The sequence below is a fragment of the Ruegeria atlantica genome, from assembly GCF_001458195.1.
GTDB lineage: Bacteria > Pseudomonadota > Alphaproteobacteria > Rhodobacterales > Rhodobacteraceae > Ruegeria > Ruegeria atlantica.
In genome coordinates this window covers 1-25,716 of sequence record NZ_CYPU01000021.1, presented here as the reverse complement: position 1 = coordinate 25,716, position 25,716 = coordinate 1, and the positions used below count along the sequence as shown (strand labels likewise).

Below are 25,716 nucleotides of genomic sequence, written 5' to 3'. Positions count from 1 at the left end.
GGACGCGGCGAACGGCGGCTAAGTCTGCTACGCAGTCATTGATGCATCGCGCAGCGAACGACTGCTCCGAGCCCAAAGCAGACGCATCAAATCATATTTTTGGACAGGATTAGTCATAAGAACGGATTGCGTCATAATTATTAAGTTGTTGGTGAATTCGTGCGCGCACTTTTGTGGTTCAGTCAAATGCCCGAAGTCTTTTTAGCAACGACGAGGTATCCCATCGACCGCCGCCAAGTTTCTGAACGTCCTTGTAGAATTGATCTACCAACGCTGTCACGGGCAGGCTCGCACCATTTTCACTGGCAGTATCTAGGCAAATACCTAGGTCTTTGCGCATCCAGTCCACGGCAAACCCGTGGTCAAATTGGTCACCGAGCATGGTCTCGTATCTATTGTCCATCTGCCAGCTTCCGGCCGCCCCTTGGCTGATGACTTCGACAACAGCGCCACCATCGAGACCAGCCCTCTCTGCGAAGTGTAACGCTTCACTCAATCCTTGAACCAAGCCAGCGATAGCGATTTGGTTGCTCATTTTTGTCAACTGTCCTGCACCGCTCGCCCCAATCCGACGACAAATTTTCGAGTATACATGCATGATGGGTTCAGCCGCGTCATACACCGGCTGGTCCCCGCCACACATAATCGACAGAACGCCGTTTTCAGCGCCTGCCTGACCGCCCGAGATTGGGGCGTCTAAAAAGCCTAAGCCTTGATCCTTGGCAGCGGCATAAAGTTCGCTCGTGACCTTTGCTGATACGGTGGTGTGGTCGACGAGCGTAGCGCTCTTTGACATGCCCGCGAAGGCGCCATCCTCTCCTGTGCAAACGCTGCGCAAGTCATCGTCATTGCCAACGCAAGTCATGACGAATTCCACGCCTTCTGAGGCTTGATGTGGAGTCGTGCCCATGGTGCCACCATGTGCTGCAACCCATGCTTCGGCTTTGGCTGTAGTCCGGTTGAAAACTGTTACATCGTGCCCTGCAGCCTGCAGGTGGCCCGCCATCGGAAAACCCATTACGCCTAGGCCTAGAAAAGCAATTTTTGCCATTAAAGTTTCCTAATCTATAAAAGGTCTTGCGGTGTATTACCTGCAAAGAAAGCATCTAAATTGTCTAAAGCGCGAAAGCCCATAGCGTCGCGGGTTTTAGTTGTTGCGCTTCCGATATGGGGCAACATGAAGATGTTCTCGTGAGCTGCGAACTTTGGGTTGCCGCCCGGTTCTATCTTGAAGCAATCAAGACCTGCGGCAGCTAATTTGTCACTTTCAATCGCGTTCAGTAGCGCGTCTTCGTCCACAAGGGCACCGCGTGCAGAGTTGACTAGTATTGAACCGTCAGGCAGCGCAGCTAACCGTTTGGCATTCATAAGGTCTAGTGTTTCGGGCGTAGCTGGGCAATGAAGCGATAGATAGTCGGACACTGGCAGAAGGGTGTTGACGCTTTCATGATACATAGCTCCCTGTTCCTGATCAGGTGACAGGCGTGTGCGGTTGAAATAGTGGATTTCCATGTCAAACCCGCGTGCCTTCGCTGCAAATGCCCGACCCACGCGCCCCATTCCGATGATCCCCAGTCGTGCCCCGGTTACTTGCTTGCCGACCATAAACGAAGGGCTCCAACTGTCCCAGTTACCTGTGCGCATGAGACGGTCGCCGCGGACTGCATGTCGCGCCGCGCCGAGCATCAGAAGCATTGCTAATTCCGCAGTGGCGTCAGAAAGGACATCGGGTGTGTTTGTAACGACGATCCCTCTTGATGCCAAAGCCGGCAGGTCGCAATGATCCACGCCAACAGAATGGTTCGCAATAATTTTCAGTCGCGGGTCGAGTTGTGAAACGACGTCAGCAGAGAAGTGTTCTGAATGACAGGGCATCATTGCGTCGACCTGTGCACTCATGGCAATGATCTCTTCTGCCGTGCCCGGCGTGTCGGCATCGTTGAGGATTACGTCGTAGTCCCGACGTGCACGATCGATGGTCGCGTCGGACAGCCGGCGTGGAAGCCAGAGGACTGGTTTGTCGCTCATGAGATCAGTCCTTTTTAACGGCGTCTTCCCAGAAATTGTATAGCGCAAGGGCTATGACGAAGACCGCAATGCACAGAAACGGCAAACCACCCCGAAACCCGGCGAAACCGGTCGAAATACTGTGCGCGAGGCCAAGAATGAAAGTCATCATCAGGCCAATACCAATCAAGCCCATGATAATGTTTGTCAGCCGCGACATACGTTTACTCTCCTTGTTGTTCCTGTGCGTTGAGGCTGCGTTGGACCCATGATGCCGTGCGCAGCAATCGGTCATCTTCTTCAACCGCACCAATTAATTGCACACCGATGGGCAGGTCGTTCTGCCCAACCAGTAAAGGCAGCGTGAGGCACGGCAGACCCGCCAATGTCCAAGCTAGGCAAAAAACTGAATCTCCAGTGTGCCCTGCGTTCAGTGGCACTGCCTCTCCTTTGGCCGAAGGGGCCAGAATTGCATCAAAATCGTTGAAGTATTCCGTAAAAAAGCTTTGCGCCGACGCCATGACTAACAAGGCATCTTCATATTGCGTCGCACTAATTTCTGCTCCGCGGTTAACTGCAGACTGCATCTCGGTGCTAATCGCAGGCCAATGATTTTCGGAAATCTCAGCCATATTCTGGCGAATTTCGTAATCATAGATCGTTTTGTGAACATTAATTAGATCAGACAGTTCAGGGGATGCCGAAAACCGCTCGACCTGCCCTCCCAAGCCATCGATTACGGCATTGATACCTTCAACTGTATCCGCGTCCAAACGATCGTCGAACGGAAAATCAAGCCGGGCAATGTTCGGCTCAACCGGAACCTCTGCCTGGGCTCCTTCCAACATTTTCGCGCGTGGTCGTGCAAAGCTGGCTGGATCGCTTTGATCGTAGCCAGATATCACGTCCGTCAGCAATGCGATGTCTTCAAGAGAGTTCGCAAACCCGCCGACTTGGTCCAGCGACACCGATGTCCGAAACACCCCTGTTCGAGAGATCGTTCCTTGGGTTGGCTTGAAGCCATAGACGCCGCAGAAGGACGCTGGGCGAATAACGGACCCCCCGGTTTGCGTCCCAATGGCTAGTGGTACGTGTCGGGCTGCCACCGCCGCAGCAGACCCGCTTGACGATCCGCCCGGTGTTCGGGCCGAGTTGAAGGGGTTAGTGGTGTCCGTTGGATGCATGAAGGCAAATTCAGTGGTCTTGGTCTTACCCATAATCACCGCACCAGCCTCTCGCAGATGTTCGACAAGCCTTGCATCTGTTTCTGATCGCCGACCTGAAAAGATCGTTGTGCCGCGCTGTGTGGGCATGTCATTCGTATCGACGATATCTTTCAGCCCAACGGGCACACCGTGCAGTGGACCAGTAGCCCGGCCCGCTTTGCGGATGCGATCCATCTCGCGCGCCTGATCTAGCGCCACGCCTGCATCAAGATAAGCCCAGGCGCGGATAACACTGTCGGTCTCTTCAATGCGCTTAAGGCAGGCTTCGACCAATGCTTCGGATGATATGCGCCCATTTTGAATGGCCTCGGCGGATTGAACCGCAGAGAACAGGGCCAGATCATGCTTGGTCATGGCACCCAAACCCCGAACAGGTAGTCAGGTAGCCACAGCGCGATCCCCGGGAACTGATACATCAGCACCATACACAGTATCACGATGCCCAAATAAGGCATCAGACCTTTGAAGATTTCCATAAGCTGAATCTGGTTTTTGAGAACCCCTTTAAGATAGTACGCTGACATCGCCATGGGTGGTGTCAGGAACGAGGTCTGCAGATTCAGAGCAACCAGCATCGCGAAGAAATACGGATTGACCCCAAACGTATCCAGCATTGGCAGAAAGATCGGCACGAAGATAATTAATATCTCGGACCATTCAAGCGGCCATCCCAGCAGGAAGATGATCAACTGAGCAAGAACTAGGAATTGCCAGGGTTGAAGGTTCATGCCTACGACCCAATGCTCGATCACATCATGCCCGCCGAGATAGGAAAAGATCGATGCAAAGGTCCAGGAACCAACGAACAACCAGCACACCATTGCGGTGGCCTTGGCTGTGAGGAAGACACTCTGCTTTACCTTTTCCCATGTGAGCGATCTGTAGAGCATCGCTAGCACCAACCCACCCAATGCGCCCATTGCGGCCGCTTCAGCCGGTGTCGCCAGACCTCCCAAAATTGAGCCAAGCACCAGCATAATCAAGACGGTCAACGGCACGAATGAAACCAGCAAATCCATATAGATCTGCCGTTTCGGAGGAATGTCTTCCTCCTGTGGTTTCGGTGCCAGGGCCGGGTTCAACCAGACACGAACCATGACGTAAACGATGTACAACCCCGCCAACATAAGGCCCGGGAAAACTGCCGCAGCGTACAATCGCAACGGTGAAAGCTCGGCAATAGCGGCATAGACGATCAGCATGATCGACGGCGGGATCAGAATTCCCAAAGTTCCGCCCGCGCAGATAACGCCAGAGGCGAAACTGCGTTGATACCCGGCATTGGCCATCGCAGGGTAGGCAAGCAGACCCATCAACGTAACAACTGCACCAACAATTCCGGACGCTGTCGAGAAAACCGCACAGGTAAGTAACGCCGCAATGGCTAGGGAACCTGGCAAGTTTCGCGCCGCCATGTACAAAGAAAAAAATAGTCGATCAACGATGTTCGCCCTCTCGACCACGTACCCCATAAATAAGAACAGTGGGATGGCAACAAGCGTGTCGTTCTCCATCACCGAGTAGGTGTTTTGGTTGAGAAGGTAGAAGATGTTGTTGTTGAAGATGTCCGAAATGCTCTCAGGCGCAGACTGGTAGTAGGCGTAGTACCCAAAACCAACACCCATGGCGAGCAAGGTGAACGCTATTGGAAAGCCCAGCAACACCAAAAGAATGAAGAGGCTGAGCATCATGATGGCGACTTGTGGATCAGTCATCGCGACGGCCTCCCTCTTTTGAACCCGTTGTCCGAATTTTGTCGATAGTCTCTTCCATCAACATGTCTTCGGTCTCGCGAACGTCATCCAGCCGCTCAAGCCATACACCATTTCGCATCGCCAGCCAGCATCGGGCCATTTCGGCAATTCCTTGAAGCATCAGTAGGAAACCAGCGACTGGGATCAGTGTTTTGAAGAAGTAAATCTGGATACGGGCAGGGCTGTTCCAGCTGACCTCCTCATAGCGCCAACTGTCCTTTGCGATCTCCCACCCGTACCAGAACAGAGCAAACATGCCGGGAAAGAAGAAAAGGATATATAGAACAAAATCGACGCGAGCCTGCCAGCGGACTGAGAATAGTCGGTACAAAACATCGCCGCGGACATGTGCGTCTTGTGCCAACGCATAGGCCCCGGCCATTAGAAACAACGCGCCATACATCTGGACCATCATGTCGAACGCCCAGACGGTTGGCTTGTTTAGCACGTACCGGACGAACACTTCGTAAGACACGGAAAGTGTCAGAATAAGGATGCACCATCCGAAGGCTTTGCCGACCCATTGGCTTAGCCCTTCGATGGCGTGGATTGTTTTGATCAAGGTCAGTCCCTCGCCTGTTCTGCCCGGTGTTCAGAAAGCCGCGCAAAAGCGCGACTTTCCCTTTTCAACGATTTACACCTCTCAGCCGAAATAATGCTTATAGGCCAGCTTGTAGTCCGGCTGGTTCAGGTTGAGGTAATTCATCACGGTCTTCGCGTAGGCCATCTGGCTTTCGATGACTTTGGCAAAGAAGGGGTCTTCATTTGAGATCCGCTCAACCACAACGTCCCAAGCTTCAAGCTGCGCTTGCATTACGCTGTCCGGCGTCCGATAGACGTTGACCCCTTGCTCTTCCGCAAGCGTGACAAGGTCTTCGGAATAACGCTTGGTGTTGTTCCAGTAGAAGTTAGAGTTCTCAGCTTCGGACGCGTATTTAAGGATCGCCTGAAGTTCTGGCGCCAGTGCGTTGTACTTGTCCTTGTTGAAGGTAACTTCAAAGAACTCCTGACTCTGGTGGAACGACGCAAGATGGTAATGTTTGGACACATCCTGCATACCAAAGTCGCGGTCCGACGTCGGATTGTTGAACTCTGCGGCATCAATCAGGCCTGATTTCATTGCAGGCTGGATTTCACCGCCTGGCAGCTGCACCACGGACATGCCCATCTCAAGCAGAACATCCGCGGCAAGACCAACGGTCCGATACTTCAAGCCGTTCATTTGATCCGCGCCAGTGATCTCTTCCTTGAACCACCCAAGAGGCTGAGCCGGCATCGGCGAATTGAAGAAGGAAACAACGTTGAGTTCGAGTATCCCCATCAGCTCATCAAACAATTCCTGGCCACCGCCATAGTTCACCCAGCCCAGAACTTCCTGACTGGACCAGCCAAAGCAGGGGCCGGTTCCGAACAGAGATGCCGTTTTGGACTTGGAATACCAATACGCTGGAACATAATGCGCAGCATCCAGAACGCCGCGGTGAACCGCGTCCTGCATCTGGCTGGTTTTCACAACTGAGTTTACTGGCAGCAGTTCGATCGAAAGCTTGCCACCAGACATCTCGTTTACACGGTTCACATAGGACTGCGCGTTTTCAAGAAAGATGCCGCCGCCCCAAGCAGCCTGCATCTTAAGTGTGGTTCCTTCCTGCGCATGGACAGCCGGTGCTGCAAGCGCACCAGCGCCAACAACAGCAGATCCACGCAGGAAACCCCTGCGGTTCAAAGATTTTGTCATGTTTCCTCCCTTGACTGGGCCGCCTCCGATATCGTTTCGGAATTAGCACCAATCCGCTATCCTGCGGATGGTGACAACGATATGACAAAAATCCAAGTTTTCAAAATATTTTGGAAACTCCTTAGCTTTTTTACCTTATATTCGTTTAACAAATTGAATTAAAAAAATTTATATTTTCCATTTTTTTAATTTCGGCGAACAAGTTAGAATCAATAGATAAGAAACTCAGCGTTGGTTGCCCAAACTATGAATGAAACAAAAAAACCGCTTCGCCGAGGGCGCCCGCGTCTAAAAGCAAATGAGGAGAAAGCAGAAGTATCGCTCGTTGTTGCGCTTGATCGCGGCATTCAAGTGCTGATCTTTCTCGCGGATCGGCGTTGTGCGACACTCGCGGAACTTGCCAAGGTCACGGCCATTCCAGCTGCCACGGCACACAGACTTCTGACCACGCTCCAGCAGAGAGGTATGGTTGTTCATGATGCCGAGAAAGGCAAATGGCGCATTGGACCGCAGTCGTATCGAATCGGAAGTACATTTGAAGAAGGATCAAATTTGCTCGAAGTCGCTCCGGCGGAGATGAGGATACTGTCGGAAGAGACTGGCGAGACGGCAAATCTGGCAATCGAAGAAGGTGGCCTGTTACTTTTTCTTGTTCAAGTCGAATCCGAAAACCCGATAAGAGCCTCTTTCAAAAACGGGACCGCAGCGCACTTTCACACATCAGGTGTGGGAAAAGCTATAATGGCGTTTATGGATGAGGCCGCGTTGGAGAGCTTTTTGACCCCACAAATTTTAGTCCAGCAAACTCCTAATTCAATTACAGACGTGCAAGAGTTGAAGGCAGAGCTTTGTAAATCTAGGGAACGAGGATGGGCATTGGACGATGAAGAACGGTTTTTGGGTATGCGTTGTATCGCTGCTCCTATTTTCGATTCGTTAGGAAAAGTAGTTGCGGGGGTTTCGGTCTCGGGTCCGATTACAAGGTTCCCCGACCACAAGCTTGAGGACCTGGCGAAATTGGTCGTAAAGGCCGCTACAACCATCTCAGATAAGCTTACGCAGTCATCAGCAGGAAGTTGAATTTTTCAATCGTTCAGGCCTCTAGAAACTTAATTTGTCATTTGTACAGTCCTCTATAAGACGCAGCATTCTATTTCTTTTTGCTTAGATAAAATTTCGAGGGATGCCTTGGTAGGCTACAAATGGCTGTTTTGGATAAATGTTAATAGATGATCAGGCCACGTCATCTACTTAGACAACAACAAACCTAGACCAAGGGCAGCGAATAAATGCACAGAGACCTACACCTACCGCATGCTGCATGTTGGCCGAGCGACGGAGACCATCGCCGAAAAAGCCGAAGACCTCGCGCAACAAGACGAAGTCATATTTGATTTTCTTCGGCGCAAGCGTTTCCACAACGGCTTGTTTCACGCATTCGCGAATTCATTTCTTAGCCTTCTGCGGCGTTCATTTTGGCACTTCTATTCGAATGACGGGCAAAAATTTTCGTTTAGGCTACGGATACGCGATAGCCACTACGTGGAAAATGCACACAGACCGTTCCCACCTCATCGCTCGTACGCAAAATCGCAATTGTCTCAGCATCCGCGTAATGCACCTTGCCTTCGACGGGTTGCTCGCCGCCTTCGACATCAGGGCTGACCGCTACAAAAGTACCAACTCGAAGGTCCTGCGGATCGTGAGGGGTTGCACCGGTCTTTGACGCGGGCTCGGTATTTTTTGCCTGATCAATTGCGTCTTCAGCACGCATTGCGTGGGAAGTTCCATGTCCGAGTGCGCGCACATTTTCCTCCCAGCGTGTCAGGTCAGGAAATTCGGATAGCATCTCAGGGCCACCATCCCACCGCCCACGAATAAACCAAATGCAATGATACATCTGCGCGTCAATGGCCGCAGGATCAGAGCCAAGCAAAAAAGAGCGTCCGTCGCGCAACTGTGCATCCATCCAAGACAGCGGCGCACGCATCTGTGCGACCAGATGAGGAAGCTGCTTGTTGGCACGTTTAAGGCCTTCAGCCCAATCCTTGCCAATGTATAAACGTCCACGGTCCTCCGCAAAATCACTTGGCAGATCATCACCGGCAGATCCAAGAACGATTTTCACTGCAAGCGAGAACAGATCACCATCGGTGTACCGACTGAGACACCACATCAACCCGGGCTCAGATGTTGGCATGAACGTCTGTGTCGGGTGACGACGTTCAAGCTCGCGAAGGATACATTGGCTGTCGCAATAAATGTCCGCGCCAATTTGCATGACGGGGGTCCGTCGGTAGCCGCCCGTAAGCGCTGTCAGCATCGGTTTCGGCGGCAGACGTGGTATCTCAACATTGCGCCAGGACAGCTGCTTGATTCCAAAGGCCACGCGCACTTTCTCCGCTACGGGGGATTGCGGATAGTTGTGCAAGATTATCTCCGTAGTTGGATCGGGCATGGTGTCAGCCTCTTTTCTGTTTGCGGTGTGATCTAGAACGTTAGTGAAACTCTCAAGATCACAAAACCCCAATAATTGGCGTTGCCGGGAAATGCCCGGTTGGCAGGTATCAAGACTGATCATGCTTCATTGTGGCCTGCAGAGTGCCCGTCCACTTCGTCTGAATCAATGACTGAAAATTTCGCAGAGTGGTAATTGATGAGGGATGCAGCCGATCACCGATTTGAGCCCGCAGCAGACCATCAACAAACTGCGAACTCGCAGTGGATTGGTGGCTGGTTTTGAGGCCCTTCCTGTCGCAAACCTCAGGGCATGGGAACTTTGGTTATGTACTTCGGGACTTGGTATCCCCGCTGAACGGCCGGACGTTCGGCGATGCGTACGTACCAGCCTTTCACGTTCGGATAGTCGTTCAAGTCTATCTCCTGCCACTCAAATCGTGAGACCCATGGCCACGTGGCCATATCGGTGATCGAGTATTCGCCGCGCCCGGCGCCAGCGATGAAAACCCGGTCCTGCAGTCGCGTGTTCAGGACACCATACAAACGTTTTGCTTCGTTGGAGTATCGCTCTTCTGCATAGCTTGATTGGCCGCGGTTGTACTTCACGAAATGGTGGACCTGCCCGAACATCGGACCTACACCACCCATCTGCCACATAAGCCACTCAATAGCGGGCCATTTATCGTCGCCTTCAGGAAGGAACCGGCCATACTTTTCGGCGAGGTAAAGCATAATCGCACCAGTCTCCATCAAACTGATCCCTGTCTCATGGTCGATGATGGCAGGGATACGGTTGTTTGGCGCGATCTTCAGAAATTCAGGGGCAAATTGCTCGCCTTTCGAGATGTCGATGGAATGTGTGCTATACGGCACGCCAAGCTCTTCGAGCATGATCGAGACTTTTCGACCGTTGGGGGTGGTCCAAGTATGAAGGTCTATCAAGGCTTATCTGTCCTAAACTCCGGTTGCATCAACGGATATCAGTTTGTTACGGCAAAAGCACCAGCACAGCGATACTTCGTTAAAAAAGTGTCCCACAACGGGTGCTATCAGAACACTTTAACTTTGCTAGACCCACGGAACAGTTTCGCTCGTCTCTGGCTGTTTGTATCTGACAGTAGCGACCGACGCGCTTTGGTGGCCATGTCAGAAGAACTTTGCTTGAGTTGGGTAGGGTGGTTCCGTAGCTTCGTGGGATGACAAAACCCAATCCATTTCGCCACTTCAAAACCAGCCCAGAGATCATTTGCCTAGCGGTTATGATGTATGTCCGGTTCCCGCTGTCGCTGCGGAACGTGGAAGATATTCTGCATGAGCGCGGCATGGACGTAAGTCACGAGACGGTTCGATTTTGGTGCAGCAGATTTGGACCTATGTTTGCATCCGAGATCCTTAAAAAACCGCGCCAGTCGAATAAGTTTCGAAAAGGTTTCAACATGATCTCACTGAAAGGCTGCCATTTCGCCAATGTTTGGCACCACCATTACGTCGGACCTCTCGACTGATTGTGGACGCCGATCGGTTCAAAGCACGGGCAATCGACCGTATCGAGACCCTCGCACGTAAGCCCCTCGATATCTCCTCTCGATCGCAGAGTGTCAGAGCGCGCCGGGATCTGACGCGGGCCGGCGGGCGAATGCCGCCAGTGCGAGCAAGGAGTGGATAGATCGAAGACGACTCGCGATCAAAAAGCCGCCCTATAGAACTCATCGACTCTCCGCGTTGCCATCGATCCCATATCTCTGACTTCTGTTTGTCTGTGAAAAATATGCGACGACGATAGGCCATGGCTTACACTCCATCTTTCCAAAAAGATTAAAGTGTTGCATCGATCAGTTGAAACCGCCGCCCAAAGCAGACTTTTTCTCGCTATGCGATTAAGCAGAAGAACCTGCTAGCACCAAAAATCAGTGGTCAACAATCTTACTCAATTTCCGAGGATCGCGCCCAGAGATTGATTTCCTCTTCCGAGCTGACCTCGTCAATCTTAGCGAGTTCCGCTTCGGTAAATTCCAAATTCTGGACCGCACCTACGCAATCCACGATCTGCTCAGGTCGCGAAGCGCCAATAAGGGCTGTCGTAATCCGGTCCCCTCTCAGCACCCAAGAAAGCGCCATCTGAGCTAATGATTGACCGCGTGACGCCGCTATGTCGTTTAGAGCCCTGACACTCGTCAATGAACGTTCGTTGATCATGCCGTCCAATAGAGACTTGCCTTGGGTCGCACGACTGTCTTCGGGAATGCCGTTCAGATACTTCGATGTCAAAATACCCTGGGCAAGTGGCGTGAACGCAATCGATCCCACGTTCAATTCGTCAAGCGTGTCCAAGAGCCCGTCCCGCTCAACCCAACGGTTGAGTAGGTTATACGACGGCTGATGAATCAGGCACGGCGTGCCAAGGTCTTTCAAGATGGCCAGCGCTTCGCGCGTTCGTTGTGAATTGTAGCTTGAAATTCCGGCGTAAAGTGCGCGCCCAGAGCGCACTATATAGTCTAAGGCTCCCATAGTTTCTTCCAGAGGGGTATCTGGATCGTAGCGGTGGGAATAAAAGATATCTGCGTATTCTAAACCCATCCGCTTGAGCGACTGATCACAAGAGGCCACAAGATACTTTCGTGATCCCCACTCCCCATAGGGGCCCGGCCACATATCATACCCTGCCTTGGTAGATATGATGAGTTCGTCCCGATAGCCTGCGAAATCAGTTTTTAAAATTTCACCGAATGCTTCTTCCGCCGATCCCGGTGGTGGGCCATAGTTATTTGCTAAATCAAAGTGCGTTATACCCAAGTCAAAAGCAGTGCGGCAGAGATCGCGCTTTGTCTGATGCGGGGTATCCCCACCAAAGTTGTGCCATAGCCCAAGGCTTATCGCGGGTAGCTTTATGCCAGACTGCCCACAACGGCGATAGACCATTTGCTCGTAGCGGTCCGGATTAGGAAGAAATGGGCGTGGCCGAGGCTTCGGGGGGCGTTGTAATTTGCTCATCTGTCCATAATCCGAGATCATCACCCCGTGTCAATTCAACGAGATAGTAATCGGCTATCAGCGAAGCCTGACGTATGGACGGAACATGCCTCAGGCATTGCCAACGTAGATTGTCAAACTGCAAACTAGTCCTCGAATAACGCGCGAACCTTCGACATGTCATAGGCATGTTCCGTCAGGTTTTCAAGATCCCATTCGCTTCGCTCAGCTTCAAAAAAATCCCCGCCGTATACGTGGATTGCTCCGGTCAACTTGGGGATAGGGTTTGTAACCGAGTGAATGAGGTCCTTACCAAGCGGAGCATATTCACCCGTCGACAATGCTCGAGCCCCCGCCGCTTCAATGCGTCCGTTAGGGTCATCTGCTACGCGCCGCCAAAAAATGTTATCTTCTCGGCCACCATAAATACCGATCACGGCCCACATTTCGTGATTGTGGGGCATTATGGTCATTCCTGGCTTCCATACGACGTTGACGATTGTCAGATCACCTGACTTGTAAATGGGAAATATACCGCTTTCGGTCGGCTCTCCCAAGGCTTGCGTCACGCCCGCGGGATCGCGCATCGCCCGGTCCACCACCTCAGCCATCGATTTGTGAGACGCGTCCTGATCTACTGCGGTCCGGCAGTCCGCTACAAACTGTTCCATGTTCCACATATCTTCAGCCCCCAATTACATACGATAAATGCAACAGGGTAGCACAGGCAGTAAAATAGACGAAATTGGGACCCAGATTGCAGCTGCATGTATCGGGTATCTAAGACTTCCAATGACTGCTTGGCCTGCTTAGCGTTCTTTCGCCAGATCGGGGCGGATGTCTACTTTGCGGAACCATCCGTCGATTGCATCGCATACCTTAGGCTGTCTGTTTGCTTAATCGAAAATGCGTTCGCCCTGCTCGTCGATCATCTGTTTCGCCTTTGCGATGCTGAAGCTTTCGCCCTGATCCCGGGTCTCAAAAACATCCGCCCGGATCACAGTATGGGCCTTGCGATCTCCGTCGATGGTCTTTTCGATACGGGCTAGAAGGCGGTATTTGCCACCTTCGGGCATCAGGTCCGGATAGATTTCGAACCCTCTGTAAGAGACTGGCTCCAGCTCCGACTTTTCACCACCACCGAAGAGTTTAGAGAAGAGGGACATTGGGCGGCTCCTTTCAGCGTTGCTATGACGGGAGACTAGCGCCGCTTAGGAAAGGCGTGAAGCATGTCGTGCTGCCACAACATTTGCCTTCGATCCGTTGGCACGCTCCTTGCGTTGCCTAGTACGTCCAGATCCGCGGTAGAAGTCCATTCCCCACACCACGCTCCCTTGTAAGACTGTCCAGACCGCCATTCTGACACGCCGCCGCCGACGACCACTTTGAGCCCAAATGAGACTAGAGTTTACCCCGTTTTACCTTTTTCAAGGAACTAACTCAGGCTCTTGGTCGCACTGATTACACAATGCGACCACAGACAGCCGGATGGGTCACTTGGTTAACCGATCTTCTGAGTATACGAGAGGGTCTATGATCGCGACTATGTCGCTTCCACTGTCCTCCAAGCCAAGGCTTTCGCAAAGCCGTGCAGAGGGAATGTTGCCCGGAGCGACGCCTGTCTTGAACCCTGTGGCCCCAAGCTTTTCATGCGAGTGAATTAGAGCTATCGCCCCCAAGACTTTTGCAATGCCCTCGCCCATGCGTTCAGGTTTGGTCGAGAGTTGCCCCCATTGTGCGCGACTATGCAGCCGACTGCTGGAGGGATGACACAGAACTGAGCCCGCAGTTGCGACTGGGGCACCAGATTTATCAACGACGACCATAGCAAATCCGGGACGAGACAATCCGCGCATCACCGGACCTATTGGCGATAAAACACCGTGGTTCAACGCGACTTCTGCGAAAGCTTCAAGCCATTCTGGCGGAGAGGTGCGATCAATCACTCGTATGGATAAATCTTCGGGCAACGCCTGAGTTGCGACCACTTGCCGAGCGGCTTCGACACAGTTCAGACCGCCAAGATAGCAAGCAATCGTGTCGGTCTTTAAACCCTCGCTTTCAATTCGTTCGCGCGCCGACGCAACCTCCTCACGCGGTATGCTTTCTATCGCCGTGATGCCAAGAATTCGGGCCATTGCGACGGCATCATCCAACGCCCCGCTATATTCGTTGGCAATCTGTATACCACGCCCATGGCTACAAAACCGAGGGTCATCACCCAACAGCTGCATAAGATGCTCGCCCATGGTTGACATGCGTCGTTGTGCTTCACTTCCGAATACTTCCATGAGATTTCCCTCGAAGTACCACATGACAGTTCGGAGATGATCGTTTGATAGGGGTCGTGTCGTCAAGCGGACGTCACGCGCAAGACTGCGACACAAAGAGGATTTTGGGAAAGGGCGAATGGCAGCTATGTCCGCACAGCGGTCACTGGCGCACTGCGCAGCGAACGACTGTTCCGAGCCCGGAGTCGTCGTAGGCGTTTGGACTAGGCGTAGAAGCTTACAATGTTCAGAACGGAAAACTTTTTCGGTTTTGGATAAACGAGAGTAAGAAGCGACAACTTTCTAAGTTATTGCTAGGGTCTCTTTGCAACGAGTGCCGTGAGCGCGAGTTAAAGGTTTGAGAGGGGCGCCGATGGTAGATCTGACTGAGTTTCTCGAGAGCTTGGCCCTTGGGCAGTATCTGAGTGCTTTCAACGATAACGATGTGGATTTCGAAACACTGCACCATCTGACTGATGATGATCTGATCTCGTTGGGCCTTTCCCTTGGTCATCGGCGAAAATTGAGTGCCGCGCTCAATTTCCTGGAGACGAACGAAACCTCTGAAAAGAAACAGCTAAGAACTGAGCAGCGAGACGTGCTGGCCGAACGGCGGCAATTGACCGTTATGTTCTGCGATTTAGTGGGGTCGACCAAACTGTCTGCCCAACTCGACCCGGAAGATCTCCGTCGCCTCATGCAGCAGTATCATCACGCAGTTTCCCAAACGATAGTCGATCATGGTGGCCATGTGGCCAAATTGCTGGGCGACGGGGTCCTCGCCTACTTCGGGTTTCCGGACGCGAAAGAAAATGACAGTGAAAACGCTGTTCGGGCGGCGCGACATGTCGTCTCGAGTGTAAGCCAAGTCTCACCCGTTGGACCTGGCGCCCCGGACAGTCTGGAAGTCAGAATTGGTATTGCAACAGGCACGGTCGTGATCGGTGATATGACCGGTGCGTCAGTGACTGATTTTGACTCGGTCGTCGGTGAGACACCCAATTTGGCGGCCCGCCTCCAAACCCTGGCCGACCCCGGTTCAATTGTCATCTCGGCAGAAACTCAGGCGTTGGTTGGAGATGTCTTCGACTACGAAGCGTTGGGCGCGCAACAAATCTCCGGTTTTTCCGATCCTCTGCCTGCATGGCGCGTTTTACACGAGAAGACAGGCACCAACCGGTTCGATGTGCTGCGCGGCGCCGACATTACGGACTTGGTGGGCAGATCAGAGGAAGCCGACCTGCTTCGGCGCCGATGGGCTTCGGTGGAGCAGGGAACCGGTTCCGTTGTTTTCATTTCGGGAGAAGCTGGAATTGGCAAGTCAAGGCTTCTCAAAAGCCTGCGACGCGAAATTGTGAATGACGACATCACCCGACTGCAATTTCAGTGTTCGAATTTTCACAGGGGAACCGCTTTTGCGCCAGTCATCGGGTATTTTGAGCACGTGGCAGGGTTTGCCCACGACGACAACCCTGAAAGACGCTTGTCCAAGTTCAAGTCCGCGCTTGGTGAAAATCCAAACGAGATAATCGCGTCTCTCCTCCGCCTGAAAAACGCTCGTAAGATGTCAGACATCGAACCTGATCCGGAATTGCGCCGGGAACGTGTTCTGGTTGAGCTCATGGAAATGGTTGAGTTGCGCGGCGCGAAGGGGCCCATGCTCATCGTGTTCGAAGATCTTCATTGGAGCGATGATTCAACACTGGAGTTCGTCAATCGAGTTGTCGACGCGGCGTCCAGACTTCCGATTTTACTGGTTGTCACAGCACGTCCAGGTGTCGAAGTGGCTTGGACCAACGATCCGCATGTTTCATTCATGATGCTGAAGCGACTGGACCGGAAGGCGGTGCGAGCTCTTATTCAAGCGGTTACGCAAGGTCGTTCGTTGCCCGCCGCCGTGCAAGATCAGATCGCGCAACGTACGGACGGAGTGCCTTTATTTATTGAGGAATTGACACGCTCGATACTTCATTCGGACTATTTGCGAGAAGATGGGGACCGCCTTGTGGTCGCGGGTGCCATCTCTCAGCAAGCCATTCCCATGACGTTGCAAGAGACACTGATGGCGCGACTGGACAGATTGTCGCCTGTCAAAGACGTTGCACAGCTTGGCGCAGTCATTGGTCGTCGTTTCACAGCCGATCTTATTCTGGTTGCCTCTCAAGCCGATCAAGAAACACTTTTTTCTTCGCTAAAAATACTTGAACTGGAAGGGCTTGTGTCACGGCGCGGTTCGGGGCCCGATGCCGTCTACGAATTTCGGCACGCCTTGATCCAGGAAGCCGCCTATGGGTCGCTTCTCAAGTCGCGACGTTTAGAGTTGCACGAGCGTATCGGACGCCATCTCATGGAACACGCCGAAAACAGTGATCCTGCGATGATCGCCTATCATTTGACGGAGGCTGGTCTGCGCCCGGAAGCGATCGATTTTTGGATCGCGGCGGGTGATCGCTCCAATGAAACTGCTGGATTTGCCGAAGCACTTGAGAACTATTCGCATGCTTTGGAACACTTGCGGGAGATTTCGGCGAGTGAAGCGCGCCACGCAAGGGAAATCGACGTCCTACTTTCAATTGGACCTTGCCAGGTACAGGTGCTCGGCCCCGCTAGTGATGAAGTGTATGAAACTTACTTTACCGCCCTGCAGCTTGGCGATGATCACGGGGCGCCGGAGCAACGGTTTAAAGCACTCTGGGGCCTTTGGTTCTACTATTTCATGCTCGGCGCAGTGCCAAAGATGCGCGATCTCGCAAATCGACTTATTCCACTGGCAAAGGAAATCGGAGACGAAGCGCTCGAATTGGAAGGTCACCACTGCGAGTGGGCTGCTCTGTCCTTGCTGGGCGATTTTGCCGGTGCGCTGACGTCCACGGAAAAAGGCATTGAGGCTTATGAAGAGGAAAAACATCATTGGATGACATTTCACTACGGTGGTCACGATCCGGGGCTTTGTGCCCACAGTCTGAAGGCAGTAAACTTGTGTGTTTTAGGGTATCCGGATCGCGCCAAGGAGATTGCGGATAAAGCGATCGGGCAGGCAATTCGCCTGAACCACGGCTATTCGCTTCTCGAAACGCTCTTCTGTTCGTTGATCGTCATGATGCTCAGATCGGAGTATGATGCGATCAATTCACAAGCCGGTCGCCTTATCGCGTTGACGGATGCCGGACGTTTACCGCCGGAGGCACGCGATCTGGCAAGTGGTTTTGTCGGCTGGGTGGAAACCGAAACTGGCTCCGAAACCGAGGGCCTGGCTCGTATGGAAAGGTCGATTTCAGGGTGGCAGGGTTTCTGGGGAGCTTGGTGTTTTCCGTTGGACGCCGCCTTTGCGTTGGCGCTCGCTCAAAAGGGCAATGCCGAGGCCGCGCTGCAGATCGTTAAGACTGCGTCCGAGATGGGTGGAAATACGGGTGGTCATTGGTGGGATGCGGAATTTAACCGGATCCGTGGAAACATTCTACTTTGCAAAGACGCGTCGGAGCATGACGCCGCGGAGGAGTGCTTCGTGAGAGCCAAGGCAGCAGCCCAAGCGCGGCAAGCGCGGCTTTTTGAGCTGCGGGCGGCGGTGGATCTCACGAAGTTGCGCCTGCAGTCCGGAGATCTGCAAGCAGCGCGCGACCATCTGGAGCCAATCCTGACAAAGTTCACGGAGGGAAGAGATTTGCCGGATTTTCTCAGAGCGAGAGAAATTCTGGATCGATGCAATTTGGAGTAAGGAAGTTGCAAACACATTTCGGCTCATTCACCTCCGAATGAGCGACCGGTTTGTCCGCACTTCGGTCGTTCATCTGAACTCGTCGAAGGTCTGTTTTGAGCCCAAACTTGCCGGTCGATAGCAACGCTACGTCCGGCGGCTTTGCAGACATTGCGGTCATACTCGGCGCCGCAGCATCCAGCGGCGAAAGCAGTCTGCCTCGCGAAAGATGAAAAAGAGCAGACTTTCGTTGAGGACCTTGTCGACTTCCGTTCAGCGAAACGGTGCCGGCGTTGCTGCCATTGGCGAAGCCGTTTTCAAGCGGATGACATGCGGGAACGGCAAGGCTTGGATTGACGTTCCATGCCAGCTCAACAAAAGCGAGGCTCTATCCGCTACTTGTTGCGGCTGAAAAAGAGTTCCCGCGCTTTGATGCTTTCGGGGCGCAGGTTATCGATCCCTTCGTAGGGAACGTCCGTTCCAAGCGGCAGATGGGGATACTCGGCTATTCGCTTCAAGTGGCGTTTGACCATGTCCTGAAAAGACGCTGACGACCAAAGAGAATTTTCCACAAAGGGGAACATCTCACGTGGATCACGCAGAAGGTTGTAGACACCCGCAGTGGCAGCCGGCGCCCCCGGCGCAGGAAGATGAAGCTTGTACTCCTGCTTCACCACGGAACGCAGGACCGGACCTTCGTAAATGTAGACAAAGTCTCTCCGCCCGTTTCCATCGCCCTCCAGCAGCAGAGCGGTTTGGTCTATGCCGTCAATTACGCGATCGCGCGGGATGAACTCCTTGCCTCCCCCAAGGCGTGCAAAGGTCGTGAACAGGTCCGAAACGTGAACGATGTCAGCCATTCGGCTGCCCGGTGCGATTACATCCGGCCACCGAATGTAAGCGTCTACCCGAACTCCGCCTTCGAGGTGTTGAGTCTTACCGCCACGATAGATCAGTTGGGAAAATCCGGACTTGCCTTCGAACTGATACATTAGCCCGTTGTCCGACATCAGGATCACAATGGTGTGTCCACCGATCCCGAGGTCATCGACCTTGTCAAACACTTCCCCGAGCATTCCGTCCAGAACCTGGAGTTTTTCGGCTTGGAAACCCCCATTGCGCGAGACGTACTCACCGTCCTGAACGAAGTTGATCGGCCATAGCGGCCAGTATTGAAGGAAGAAAGGCTCCTCCTCTGACGCAAGGCGATCCAACTCCTCCAGCGTCTGTCTCTGATAACGCTCGTTCATTTCGATGTAATGTGACTGGGTCCACTCTTCCCCCGGTTCAAGACCGACTTCAATAGCGTTGCCGCCAGCTTCGGCTTCCAGCCCGGTGACCAGCCCAAACGGTTTGAAGAAAGCGTCGATCACATAGCCCTGCGACTGCCCAGTCGAGTGCCAGCCCACGAGGTTGCCGGACCTCGCACCTTCAGGTGTCATCAGGCTCAGCTGCACTTGTTGGTGAACCGGGAAAAACGCCTTGTCGAAGCCTTGATTGTGCGGGAACGCTTCGTTGATGTCGCCTTGGTGCCATTTGCCGACATGACTGGTGTTGTAGCCTGATTGCTTGAGAACTTCTGCGACTGTCACTTCTTCTGCGGACAATCCCTCACCGACAATCACCCCTTTGACATCCGTAACACCGGCCCGAACCGGCAGGCGGCCCGTCAGAAGGGCTGTCCGCGTGGGGGTGCAGGAAACCTCCGTGTACATTCGGGTCAGTGCCGCGCCTTCCGCGGCCAACTGATTGATGCGCGGCGTGGCGATACCAGAGACGTCGTTCATGATGGGAATTCCCATCTGGCCGAAACTGACATCGTCGATCAGGATATAGACGATATTGGGAGGTTTGCCGCCGTTGGCCTCACGCAGTTCGTTTAGTCGCTGGTCGACCCGGGCGTCTTGCTCGGCCCAGTCTTCTGCGTGTTGTTCGAAGAGGATGTCGTATTCGGCATCGTGAATGATGGGCCCGGATTGAGCCATGGCCAAACTTGCTAGGCTCACAATGAAGAAGGCGGCGGCAGTTGGGGTGTTCAGTCTTTGTATCATGTACGATTCGCTCCCTGGTTCGAGGGATTGGACCTGAATGGCAAATGGGAATCAACTGACCTGCAGGCGAAAATCGGCTGCATCCCGCGGTCTGCTCTCGGCAAATGCCGCACTTTGCGGCGTCTTTGTTAAATGGCAGCTTTCGGTCGAGTTCTCCTCGAAATCCACGCCAAACGTGCGATTGCAGCAAATAGAGCCAACGGCAGGATTGCGCATTTAGCTGTCGGCTGGCTGAGCCTGGTGACCGGCGGGTTCGTCCGCAAGGCAGCCGTTCACTGAATTGCTCTGATTGTCCGCATCGAGCCCAATCCGGACATAGTCTTGCGGCACTGTTTGCAGACGCAGCTAAAAAGTTGGCATTATAAGTCCGCCGCATCGCAGCCAGGAAAGCGGTCATTCGTTTTCGGTGCAGCAAAATCTGAAGTGCCTATGACCGAGTTGCGGACCAAGCCGCCTTATGCGGACGCAGAGAATTTGACCACATCATGTGGGCTCGATTGCTGGCGGGCGCGCAGCGCTGCAGCGCGGTTTCCCCACTGCGGTCATTCAACCCCAGAAAATCTTACCATTTGGGTCAGATGTCACTGAAGAGCCCAAGGCGGACGCCCAGGTAAGCCTTGGCGAATAGCAGTTACAATCCCATTCATCGTTTTGCAGTGAGGGCATTCGCGCACCTAGCGCTGGAAACCTCTACCTTCCTACTGTGATGTGCGTTGTCTTACCGCATACCTGAACGAAATCGCGAAACAGATCAGGCACACCGCCCAGATCACGCCTTTCAGAATGACCGAATTGACGTCCTCATGCGGATGATCGGGCCGGAATGTCTCCTGCCGCAGCCACGCTTCCAGATGGGCGGCAAACGGCACGAACATCCCGCCGGTGCCATAAGCCCAAGCAGAGGCCATCAGGACCGGGCCGTATCTATGACCTGAGTGCCACGTCAGGGCCGCCGCCAAAAGCAAAAGGCCACACAGGTAATCCTCGATCATCGTCGTGGCGTTGATCGAGAAGTAGCCAATGCCACGGCGTGCGGTTTCCCCAAGCAGAAAAACGGCAACCATGACCCATGTCAGAATGTAAACCACGCGCAAAACGATGTCTCCGGCCTATGTTTGAATTTGTGTCGGGAGCGAGCGGGCCCGCTCCTGACCAGTGAACATCAATCGAGAAGTTCGATATCCCCGGGGCGCCAGGTTTTCTCGAACCATGGCTCGGTCGGGCTGTAAAGCCGCAGGATAGCGAAGAAGCCTTTTCCGGGCACCGTTTCGATCCAGTTGTTTTCCCAGCCTTCCGGCGCTTCCGGTCCGAAATACAGATCGACAGACCCGTCTTCGTTGTACGTCACCTTATCCTTGTGCTTCTCGCTGTTGTAGCTCGGGAAAGGCTGACCGGTCTGAAGCTGCGACCGGGTTTGCGGATCATACAGCACGATCGACAGGAAGTTCTCCGCCGGTGGATCGGCCGGAATATTCAGGCGATAGCTCTTGCTACCGTCAAGGTAGTCACCGTTCTCGTCCAGCGCGCCCCACGCATATTGCGACCCTTTACCTACCAGCTTCAGGGTCATGGCGGGTGTATTCACAGTCGCGAAGTAGAAGAACTCTGTCCGGCCATCAAGATCGCGGCCACCGGCCCCATCGTCGAGCAGGAATTCATAGTTCCCACCCGGGAACCCGACCTTCCAATAGCTGCCTTCATAGATGAAGTCCGCCGGGTTGCGCTCGTACCAAAGCAGCGTGCGCGCGGTTGCGTTGGCAACCTCGGCGGCCTTGATCAGGATGTTCTTCATCCGCAAATCAGGATTGAACGGCTTGCCTTTCTGAACGCCAATGGACGTAAACAGGCCCCGCAGTTCCGGGTCAAGGAAGGCAACAGGCTCGCGGTCGATGACTGTGTGCAACTCCTTGTAGAAGTCGAAATCGGTGGAGTGAATGGTGTTGTAGGCGACACCCGATTTGTCGGTGAACACCATCTCCGGCGGATTGTCCTTTGCCGCAAGCGGATAGACTTTCAATCCCTCGCGGAAAAGCTCGCTCGAGAAATCCGGCTTGCCGTCCTTCAGGAACCCTCGGGCAATGAACCAGTTGATCCAGCTTGTGGACTGGGCAACGAAATAGGTTTCGCCGTCGATTTCGGTCTCCTGACCGCCGACCGGGCCTTCCAGCTCGCCTTCGTAATCCGGCGGCAGGATCAGGTACTTGCCCCCCTTGCCCGCATCTGGTCCCGGCGCGCCGGTATCAACCACGAACCGGAAGAACGCGTCGTTCACTGTACCGGGGCCTGTGCCCGCCGGAAGCTCAATAACCGTCGGTCCGTCTTCCTTCAGGTTGAGAATGACACTGACATAAACCGTGTCGGTGTTCCCGGTCAGGAACAACGAGTTGCTGTCCATCAGCGTGTCGAAAATGGACACCCTGTTGGAACTGGTTTTTCCGTCATGCATCTCGCTGCGCCGGATCGCTTCAAGCGAAGCAGCGGGCATGCCGGTCAGGAACGTTTGAACGCCCCGTATGTAGTCCAGGTGATTGTACAGCGCTTCGGCTGTTGCGGCCGTGGGAATGCCATCAAAGAACTCGATATCGCCAACCCGTGTCGGGTATTTGTCCGGCGTTAGCAATCCCTTGGGAATCTTGGTGTTGTACCCGGGCGTTGGGTCGTCAGCGCGCACAGCGCCGGCCGACAGCCCTCCAACAACGGCGGCCACACCGGCCGCGATACTTAATGATTTGAAAATTCCCATCTGTTTTCCTCCTTGAAGTTTTTTGGTGTTCGAGTGTTCGAGTGGTGGTTGTGACCGTAGAAAATCGTAAAATAATGTTTTGTGCGGTGGCCTTACACGCCCCGCGCCTTGTTCAGGTTGAATGGATAGAGCGTTGAAATCCAAATCCGCGTGATGGTTTCAAGGACCACGTCTTTGTCGGCCTTTTGAGTGGTGCCAAATGCCTGAATAAGGACGCCCGCACCCATTCGGTTCAGCGCATGTGCCATAGAAAGCGGATCAAATTCAGGCGTGATGCCTTTGGCTTGATCATGTGCAATGCGGGCCGAAACCACCTCGTCAAAGGATCCAAGGAAGGTCTCCCAGACATGCTCCAGCCTCGCATCACTTGGCGCCGCGTCCGAAACAGACTTCAGAATGCCCCCGCATTCGTACCCAACGTCAACCAGTGCTTTGAGGCTTTCTTGAAGGCTGGCAATCGCATCTCCCTCGTTTGTGAGCCAGATCCGTGCGCCTTCGACAATGCCTCCTTTGACCTCGTCCAAAAGCGTCTCCATCAGTCCGTGAAGATCATTGAAGTAAAGATAAAATGCCGGTCTGCTGTATTCCGTTCCGGCCATCAGGTTACCAACCGTCAAATCGCGAAATGGATGGGTCTCCAAATATTTTCTGCCTGCGTCGAGTATAGACGCCCTCGTCAATGCCGCCTTGCTTGGCGCCATGTGACGAACGGAGACGCCAGAATCCGAGTGTGTTCCAGTGTTTTCTGACATGCTGTAATAAACTCTGACACTGCGTCAGGAGTCCAGAAATATCTGGCTGCATGTTTTCCACAGCGCCAACAGGCACCCCGCCACCTTATGTCCTCTTGGTCCCGCATCTCCTCGATTTAAGCCCTGACCCGCTCTGCGGACCGTATCAATGACCGCTTTTCTTGCTGCGGCGCAGCTGAAGCCACAGGCCGTTAGCGATGCAGCATCTGCGAGAGCTAGCGCCGGATCACTTCCGGGTTGGGCTCGAATCGGCCTTGCGGCAACGCAGCGGGGCAACCTTGGGGCACGCTCCGGAAGCAGCCATTCCCGAAACTCAGATGCTTCAGCAATTTCAGGGGCGTAACTCGACTCCCTGACATTCGACTGTTTGAAGCGGTCGCTAGGCGAATGGCGTCGGAATGGCGGCACCGAGCCCAACCCGGAAGTGTCGTGATCTCGCTGCGCGCAGCAAAAAAATTTCCGTAGGCGCTTAAATTTCTACGCCGCAGGGCAGCGGAAAGACCGGATATTCGTTAACTTTGTGGCAAAACTCAGTTGGCCAATTTACAGGTCGCGCGATTTCGCTGTCATTGGACACCTTTTGTCACATGGCAGTAGCGCACCCCAATGTTCACCTTGAGGACAAAAAACCTTTGCAATCAGAGGCCCCGCTGAGCAGCCCTATCTGACGGGTCCAACGTGATTGTTAGTGCATGATCGGCCTGTGTTCCATCGGGATGATGGTTTCTGGTGCCGGAGAGCGATAACCCAGTGCACTGTGTGGTCGTTTGGTGTTGTAGTGCTTCCTCCATTCTTCGATGATGATCTGCGCTTCTCTGAGCGAGTAGAAGATTTCCCCGTTCAACAGCTCGTCCCTCATGCGACCGTTGAAGCTTTCACAAAATCCGTTCTCCCAAGGCGAGCCTGGTTCGATGTATGCCGTTTTGGCTCCGACAGCTGCAATCCAGTCGCGAACCGCCAGAGCAACGAACTCAGGACCGTTATCTGAACGGATGTAGGACGGTGTGCCGCGCAGAATGAACAAATCCGTCAGAGCATCGATCACATCCGCCGAGTTTAGTTTTCGCTTTACCCTGATTGCCAAGCACTCCCGGCTGAACTCGTCGATGATGTTCAACGTCCGGAAAGGTTTCCCATCATCGGTGCGACAATGCACGAAGTCATAGCTCCAGACATGATTGCTATGTTCCGGCCTGAGTCGAACACATGAACCATCGTTTAGCCAAAGCCGTCCCTTCTTGGGCTGTTTTGCAGGCACCTTCAGCCCCTCTCGTCGCCAAAGCCGTTCAATGCGCCCATCACTGACAGACCATCCAGCCTCTCTCAGCAACACCGCAACCCGGCGATACCCATACCGACCATACTGCCTGGCAAGCTCGATCATGTCGGCCACCAGCTGTTCTTCATCGGGTCGGCCCCGTGGAATACGCCTTTGCGTGGATCGGTGCTGTCCCAGTACGCGGCATGCACGGCGCTCGGAAACTTTGAACTGGCTGCGAACATGAGCGACGCAAGCACGGCGACGAGAGGGGCTTAGAAGTTTCCCTTCGATGCTTCCGTCAGGATAAGCTTGTCGAGCGTCAGGTCTGATACCGCACGCCTGAGCCGCTCATTTTCCTTCTGAAGCCGCCTAAGTTCCTTCAATTGGTCTACACCCATTCCGCCATATTGCTTGCGCCAGCGGTAATAGGTTTGCTCCACAACGCCGATCTGTCTGATCGCATCCAGACGCGGCATCCCTTGCCCCATCAGAACTTCAACCTGCCGCAACTTCGAGACAATTTCTTCCGGCTTCGGTCGCTTGTTTGCCATTCTTGGTCCTCCGTTTCCTAATCTTAACGGTGGGCCCATTCAAATGGGGAGGCTCACTTCCTTTACGAAGTCGCTAAGTTATTGATTTTGAATCAAGTGGAAACCGGAACGCGCACCGCTCTTACCTTTTAGGGATAAAAGCGGCAACATTTTCTGGGCCAAGCGCCACAATGGCGTTTTCCAAGTCCGAAACGTTTTCTCTCAGAAAGCTTTCTTCGCTTTGACCAGGTGCACGATAG

At 53.6% G+C, this 25,716-nt stretch carries 22 protein-coding genes and 2 pseudogenes; 5 read left to right on the top strand and 19 right to left on the bottom strand.

Annotated features, from left to right (window positions below):
* Positions 1-178 precede the first annotated feature (178 nt).
* From RUA4292_RS05980 to RUA4292_RS05950, 7 genes are all read right to left on the bottom strand, one after another.
* Positions 179-1,051, bottom strand: a complete 873-nt coding sequence (locus tag RUA4292_RS05980) for an NAD(P)-dependent oxidoreductase (RefSeq protein WP_058276777.1) — start codon at positions 1,049-1,051, stop codon at positions 179-181.
* 14 nt (positions 1,052-1,065) lie between these two features.
* Entirely contained in the window at positions 1,066-2,028 is a 963-nt protein-coding gene (locus tag RUA4292_RS05975; protein WP_058276776.1) for a 2-hydroxyacid dehydrogenase, read from the bottom strand.
* A 4-nt stretch (positions 2,029-2,032) separates the two neighbouring features.
* The gene (locus RUA4292_RS05970) at positions 2,033-2,227 is read right to left on the bottom strand and encodes a hypothetical protein (RefSeq protein WP_058276775.1); all 195 of its coding nucleotides are present in this window, start codon (positions 2,225-2,227) and stop codon (positions 2,033-2,035) included.
* 4 nt (positions 2,228-2,231) lie between these two features.
* On the bottom strand, positions 2,232-3,587 hold the full coding sequence (locus RUA4292_RS05965; RefSeq protein ID WP_058276774.1) for an amidase: 1,356 nt from the start codon (positions 3,585-3,587) through the stop codon (positions 2,232-2,234).
* Positions 3,584-4,948 carry a TRAP transporter large permease gene (locus tag RUA4292_RS05960; protein WP_058272737.1) on the bottom strand — a complete coding sequence of 455 codons (1,365 nt, stop codon included), beginning with the start codon at positions 4,946-4,948 and terminating at the stop codon, positions 3,584-3,586. Before RUA4292_RS05960 ends, RUA4292_RS05965 begins: the two co-directional genes overlap by 4 nt.
* Positions 4,941-5,549 (bottom strand): TRAP transporter small permease subunit, encoded by a 609-nt coding sequence (locus RUA4292_RS05955; protein WP_058272736.1) that lies wholly within the window; start codon positions 5,547-5,549, stop codon positions 4,941-4,943. The genes RUA4292_RS05960 and RUA4292_RS05955 overlap by 8 nt, the downstream gene beginning before the upstream one ends.
* Positions 5,550-5,630: 81 nt before the next feature.
* Complete coding sequence (locus tag RUA4292_RS05950; RefSeq protein WP_058272735.1) at positions 5,631-6,725, bottom strand: TRAP transporter substrate-binding protein; 1,095 nt, start codon at positions 6,723-6,725, stop codon at positions 5,631-5,633.
* A 246-nt stretch (positions 6,726-6,971) separates the two neighbouring features.
* Here RUA4292_RS05950 and RUA4292_RS05945 point away from each other — a divergent pair, with 246 nt between their 5' ends.
* Entirely contained in the window at positions 6,972-7,805 is an 834-nt protein-coding gene (locus RUA4292_RS05945) for an IclR family transcriptional regulator (RefSeq protein ID WP_058276773.1), read from the top strand.
* A gap of 433 nt (positions 7,806-8,238) precedes the next feature.
* On the opposite strand, the gene RUA4292_RS05935 is transcribed toward RUA4292_RS05945, so the two are convergent.
* Complete coding sequence (locus RUA4292_RS05935; RefSeq protein WP_058276870.1) at positions 8,239-9,183, bottom strand: glutathione S-transferase family protein; 945 nt, start codon at positions 9,181-9,183, stop codon at positions 8,239-8,241.
* 305 nt (positions 9,184-9,488) lie between these two features.
* Complete coding sequence (locus RUA4292_RS05930) at positions 9,489-10,127, bottom strand: glutathione S-transferase family protein (protein ID WP_058276771.1); 639 nt, start codon at positions 10,125-10,127, stop codon at positions 9,489-9,491.
* A 254-nt stretch (positions 10,128-10,381) separates the two neighbouring features.
* On the opposite strand from RUA4292_RS05930, the pseudogene RUA4292_RS05925 reads away from it, so the two are divergent.
* Positions 10,382-10,568, top strand: a pseudogene (locus RUA4292_RS05925) (IS6 family transposase); the annotation flags it as partial.
* 78 nt (positions 10,569-10,646) lie between these two features.
* On the opposite strand, the pseudogene RUA4292_RS23895 reads toward RUA4292_RS05925, so the two are convergent.
* From RUA4292_RS23895 to RUA4292_RS05905, 5 genes and pseudogenes are all read right to left on the bottom strand, one after another.
* Positions 10,647-10,973, bottom strand: a pseudogene (locus tag RUA4292_RS23895) (helix-turn-helix domain-containing protein); the annotation flags it as partial.
* Positions 10,974-11,108: 135 nt separating this feature from the next.
* Positions 11,109-12,176, bottom strand: a complete 1,068-nt coding sequence (mgrA, locus tag RUA4292_RS05920) for an L-glyceraldehyde 3-phosphate reductase (RefSeq protein WP_082637022.1) — start codon at positions 12,174-12,176, stop codon at positions 11,109-11,111.
* Between the two features lie 125 nt (positions 12,177-12,301).
* Positions 12,302-12,826 carry a cysteine dioxygenase family protein gene (locus tag RUA4292_RS05915; RefSeq protein WP_233493369.1) on the bottom strand — a complete coding sequence of 175 codons (525 nt, stop codon included), beginning with the start codon at positions 12,824-12,826 and terminating at the stop codon, positions 12,302-12,304.
* 225 nt (positions 12,827-13,051) lie between these two features.
* On the bottom strand, positions 13,052-13,321 hold the full coding sequence (locus RUA4292_RS05910) for an HlyU family transcriptional regulator (protein WP_058276768.1): 270 nt from the start codon (positions 13,319-13,321) through the stop codon (positions 13,052-13,054).
* 327 nt (positions 13,322-13,648) lie between these two features.
* The gene (locus RUA4292_RS05905) at positions 13,649-14,446 is read right to left on the bottom strand and encodes a GNAT family N-acetyltransferase (protein ID WP_145974885.1); all 798 of its coding nucleotides are present in this window, start codon (positions 14,444-14,446) and stop codon (positions 13,649-13,651) included.
* 352 nt (positions 14,447-14,798) lie between these two features.
* Between RUA4292_RS05905 and RUA4292_RS05900 the strand changes: the two genes are divergently transcribed.
* Positions 14,799-18,140: an adenylate/guanylate cyclase domain-containing protein gene (locus RUA4292_RS05900; protein WP_058276766.1), complete on the top strand. Its 3,342-nt coding sequence runs from the start codon at positions 14,799-14,801 to the stop codon at positions 18,138-18,140.
* Between the two features lie 374 nt (positions 18,141-18,514).
* Here the strand turns inward: RUA4292_RS05900 and RUA4292_RS05895 are convergent, their stop codons facing one another.
* On the bottom strand, positions 18,515-20,170 hold the full coding sequence (locus tag RUA4292_RS05895; RefSeq protein ID WP_058274123.1) for a sulfatase-like hydrolase/transferase: 1,656 nt from the start codon (positions 20,168-20,170) through the stop codon (positions 18,515-18,517).
* A gap of 132 nt (positions 20,171-20,302) precedes the next feature.
* Between RUA4292_RS05895 and RUA4292_RS24720 the strand changes: the two genes are divergently transcribed.
* On the top strand, positions 20,303-20,449 hold the full coding sequence (locus RUA4292_RS24720; protein ID WP_158506969.1) for a hypothetical protein: 147 nt from the start codon (positions 20,303-20,305) through the stop codon (positions 20,447-20,449).
* 419 nt (positions 20,450-20,868) lie between these two features.
* On the opposite strand, the gene RUA4292_RS05890 is transcribed toward RUA4292_RS24720, so the two are convergent.
* The 3 genes from RUA4292_RS05890 to RUA4292_RS05880 all read right to left on the bottom strand — a co-directional run bounded on the left by RUA4292_RS05890 (position 20,869) and on the right by RUA4292_RS05880 (position 23,512).
* Positions 20,869-21,264: a hypothetical protein gene (locus RUA4292_RS05890; RefSeq protein ID WP_058276765.1), complete on the bottom strand. Its 396-nt coding sequence runs from the start codon at positions 21,262-21,264 to the stop codon at positions 20,869-20,871.
* A 68-nt stretch (positions 21,265-21,332) separates the two neighbouring features.
* Positions 21,333-22,913 (bottom strand): DUF1254 domain-containing protein, encoded by a 1,581-nt coding sequence (locus RUA4292_RS05885; RefSeq protein ID WP_058276764.1) that lies wholly within the window; start codon positions 22,911-22,913, stop codon positions 21,333-21,335.
* 92 nt (positions 22,914-23,005) lie between these two features.
* Positions 23,006-23,512 (bottom strand): TetR/AcrR family transcriptional regulator, encoded by a 507-nt coding sequence (locus RUA4292_RS05880; protein WP_233493366.1) that lies wholly within the window; start codon positions 23,510-23,512, stop codon positions 23,006-23,008.
* 350 nt (positions 23,513-23,862) lie between these two features.
* Between RUA4292_RS05880 and RUA4292_RS25185 the strand changes: the two genes are divergently transcribed.
* Positions 23,863-24,021 carry a hypothetical protein gene (locus tag RUA4292_RS25185; RefSeq protein ID WP_233493365.1) on the top strand — a complete coding sequence of 53 codons (159 nt, stop codon included), beginning with the start codon at positions 23,863-23,865 and terminating at the stop codon, positions 24,019-24,021.
* A 329-nt stretch (positions 24,022-24,350) separates the two neighbouring features.
* Here the strand turns inward: RUA4292_RS25185 and RUA4292_RS05875 are convergent.
* Positions 24,351-25,477, bottom strand: a protein-coding gene (locus RUA4292_RS05875; protein ID WP_145974883.1) for an IS3 family transposase whose coding sequence is annotated in 2 segments (ribosomal slippage) — positions 24,351-25,213 and positions 25,213-25,477 — 1,128 coding nt in all. Because the reading frame shifts where the segments join, the coding sequence is not laid out codon by codon here.
* Positions 25,478-25,716: the final 239 nt, after the last annotated feature.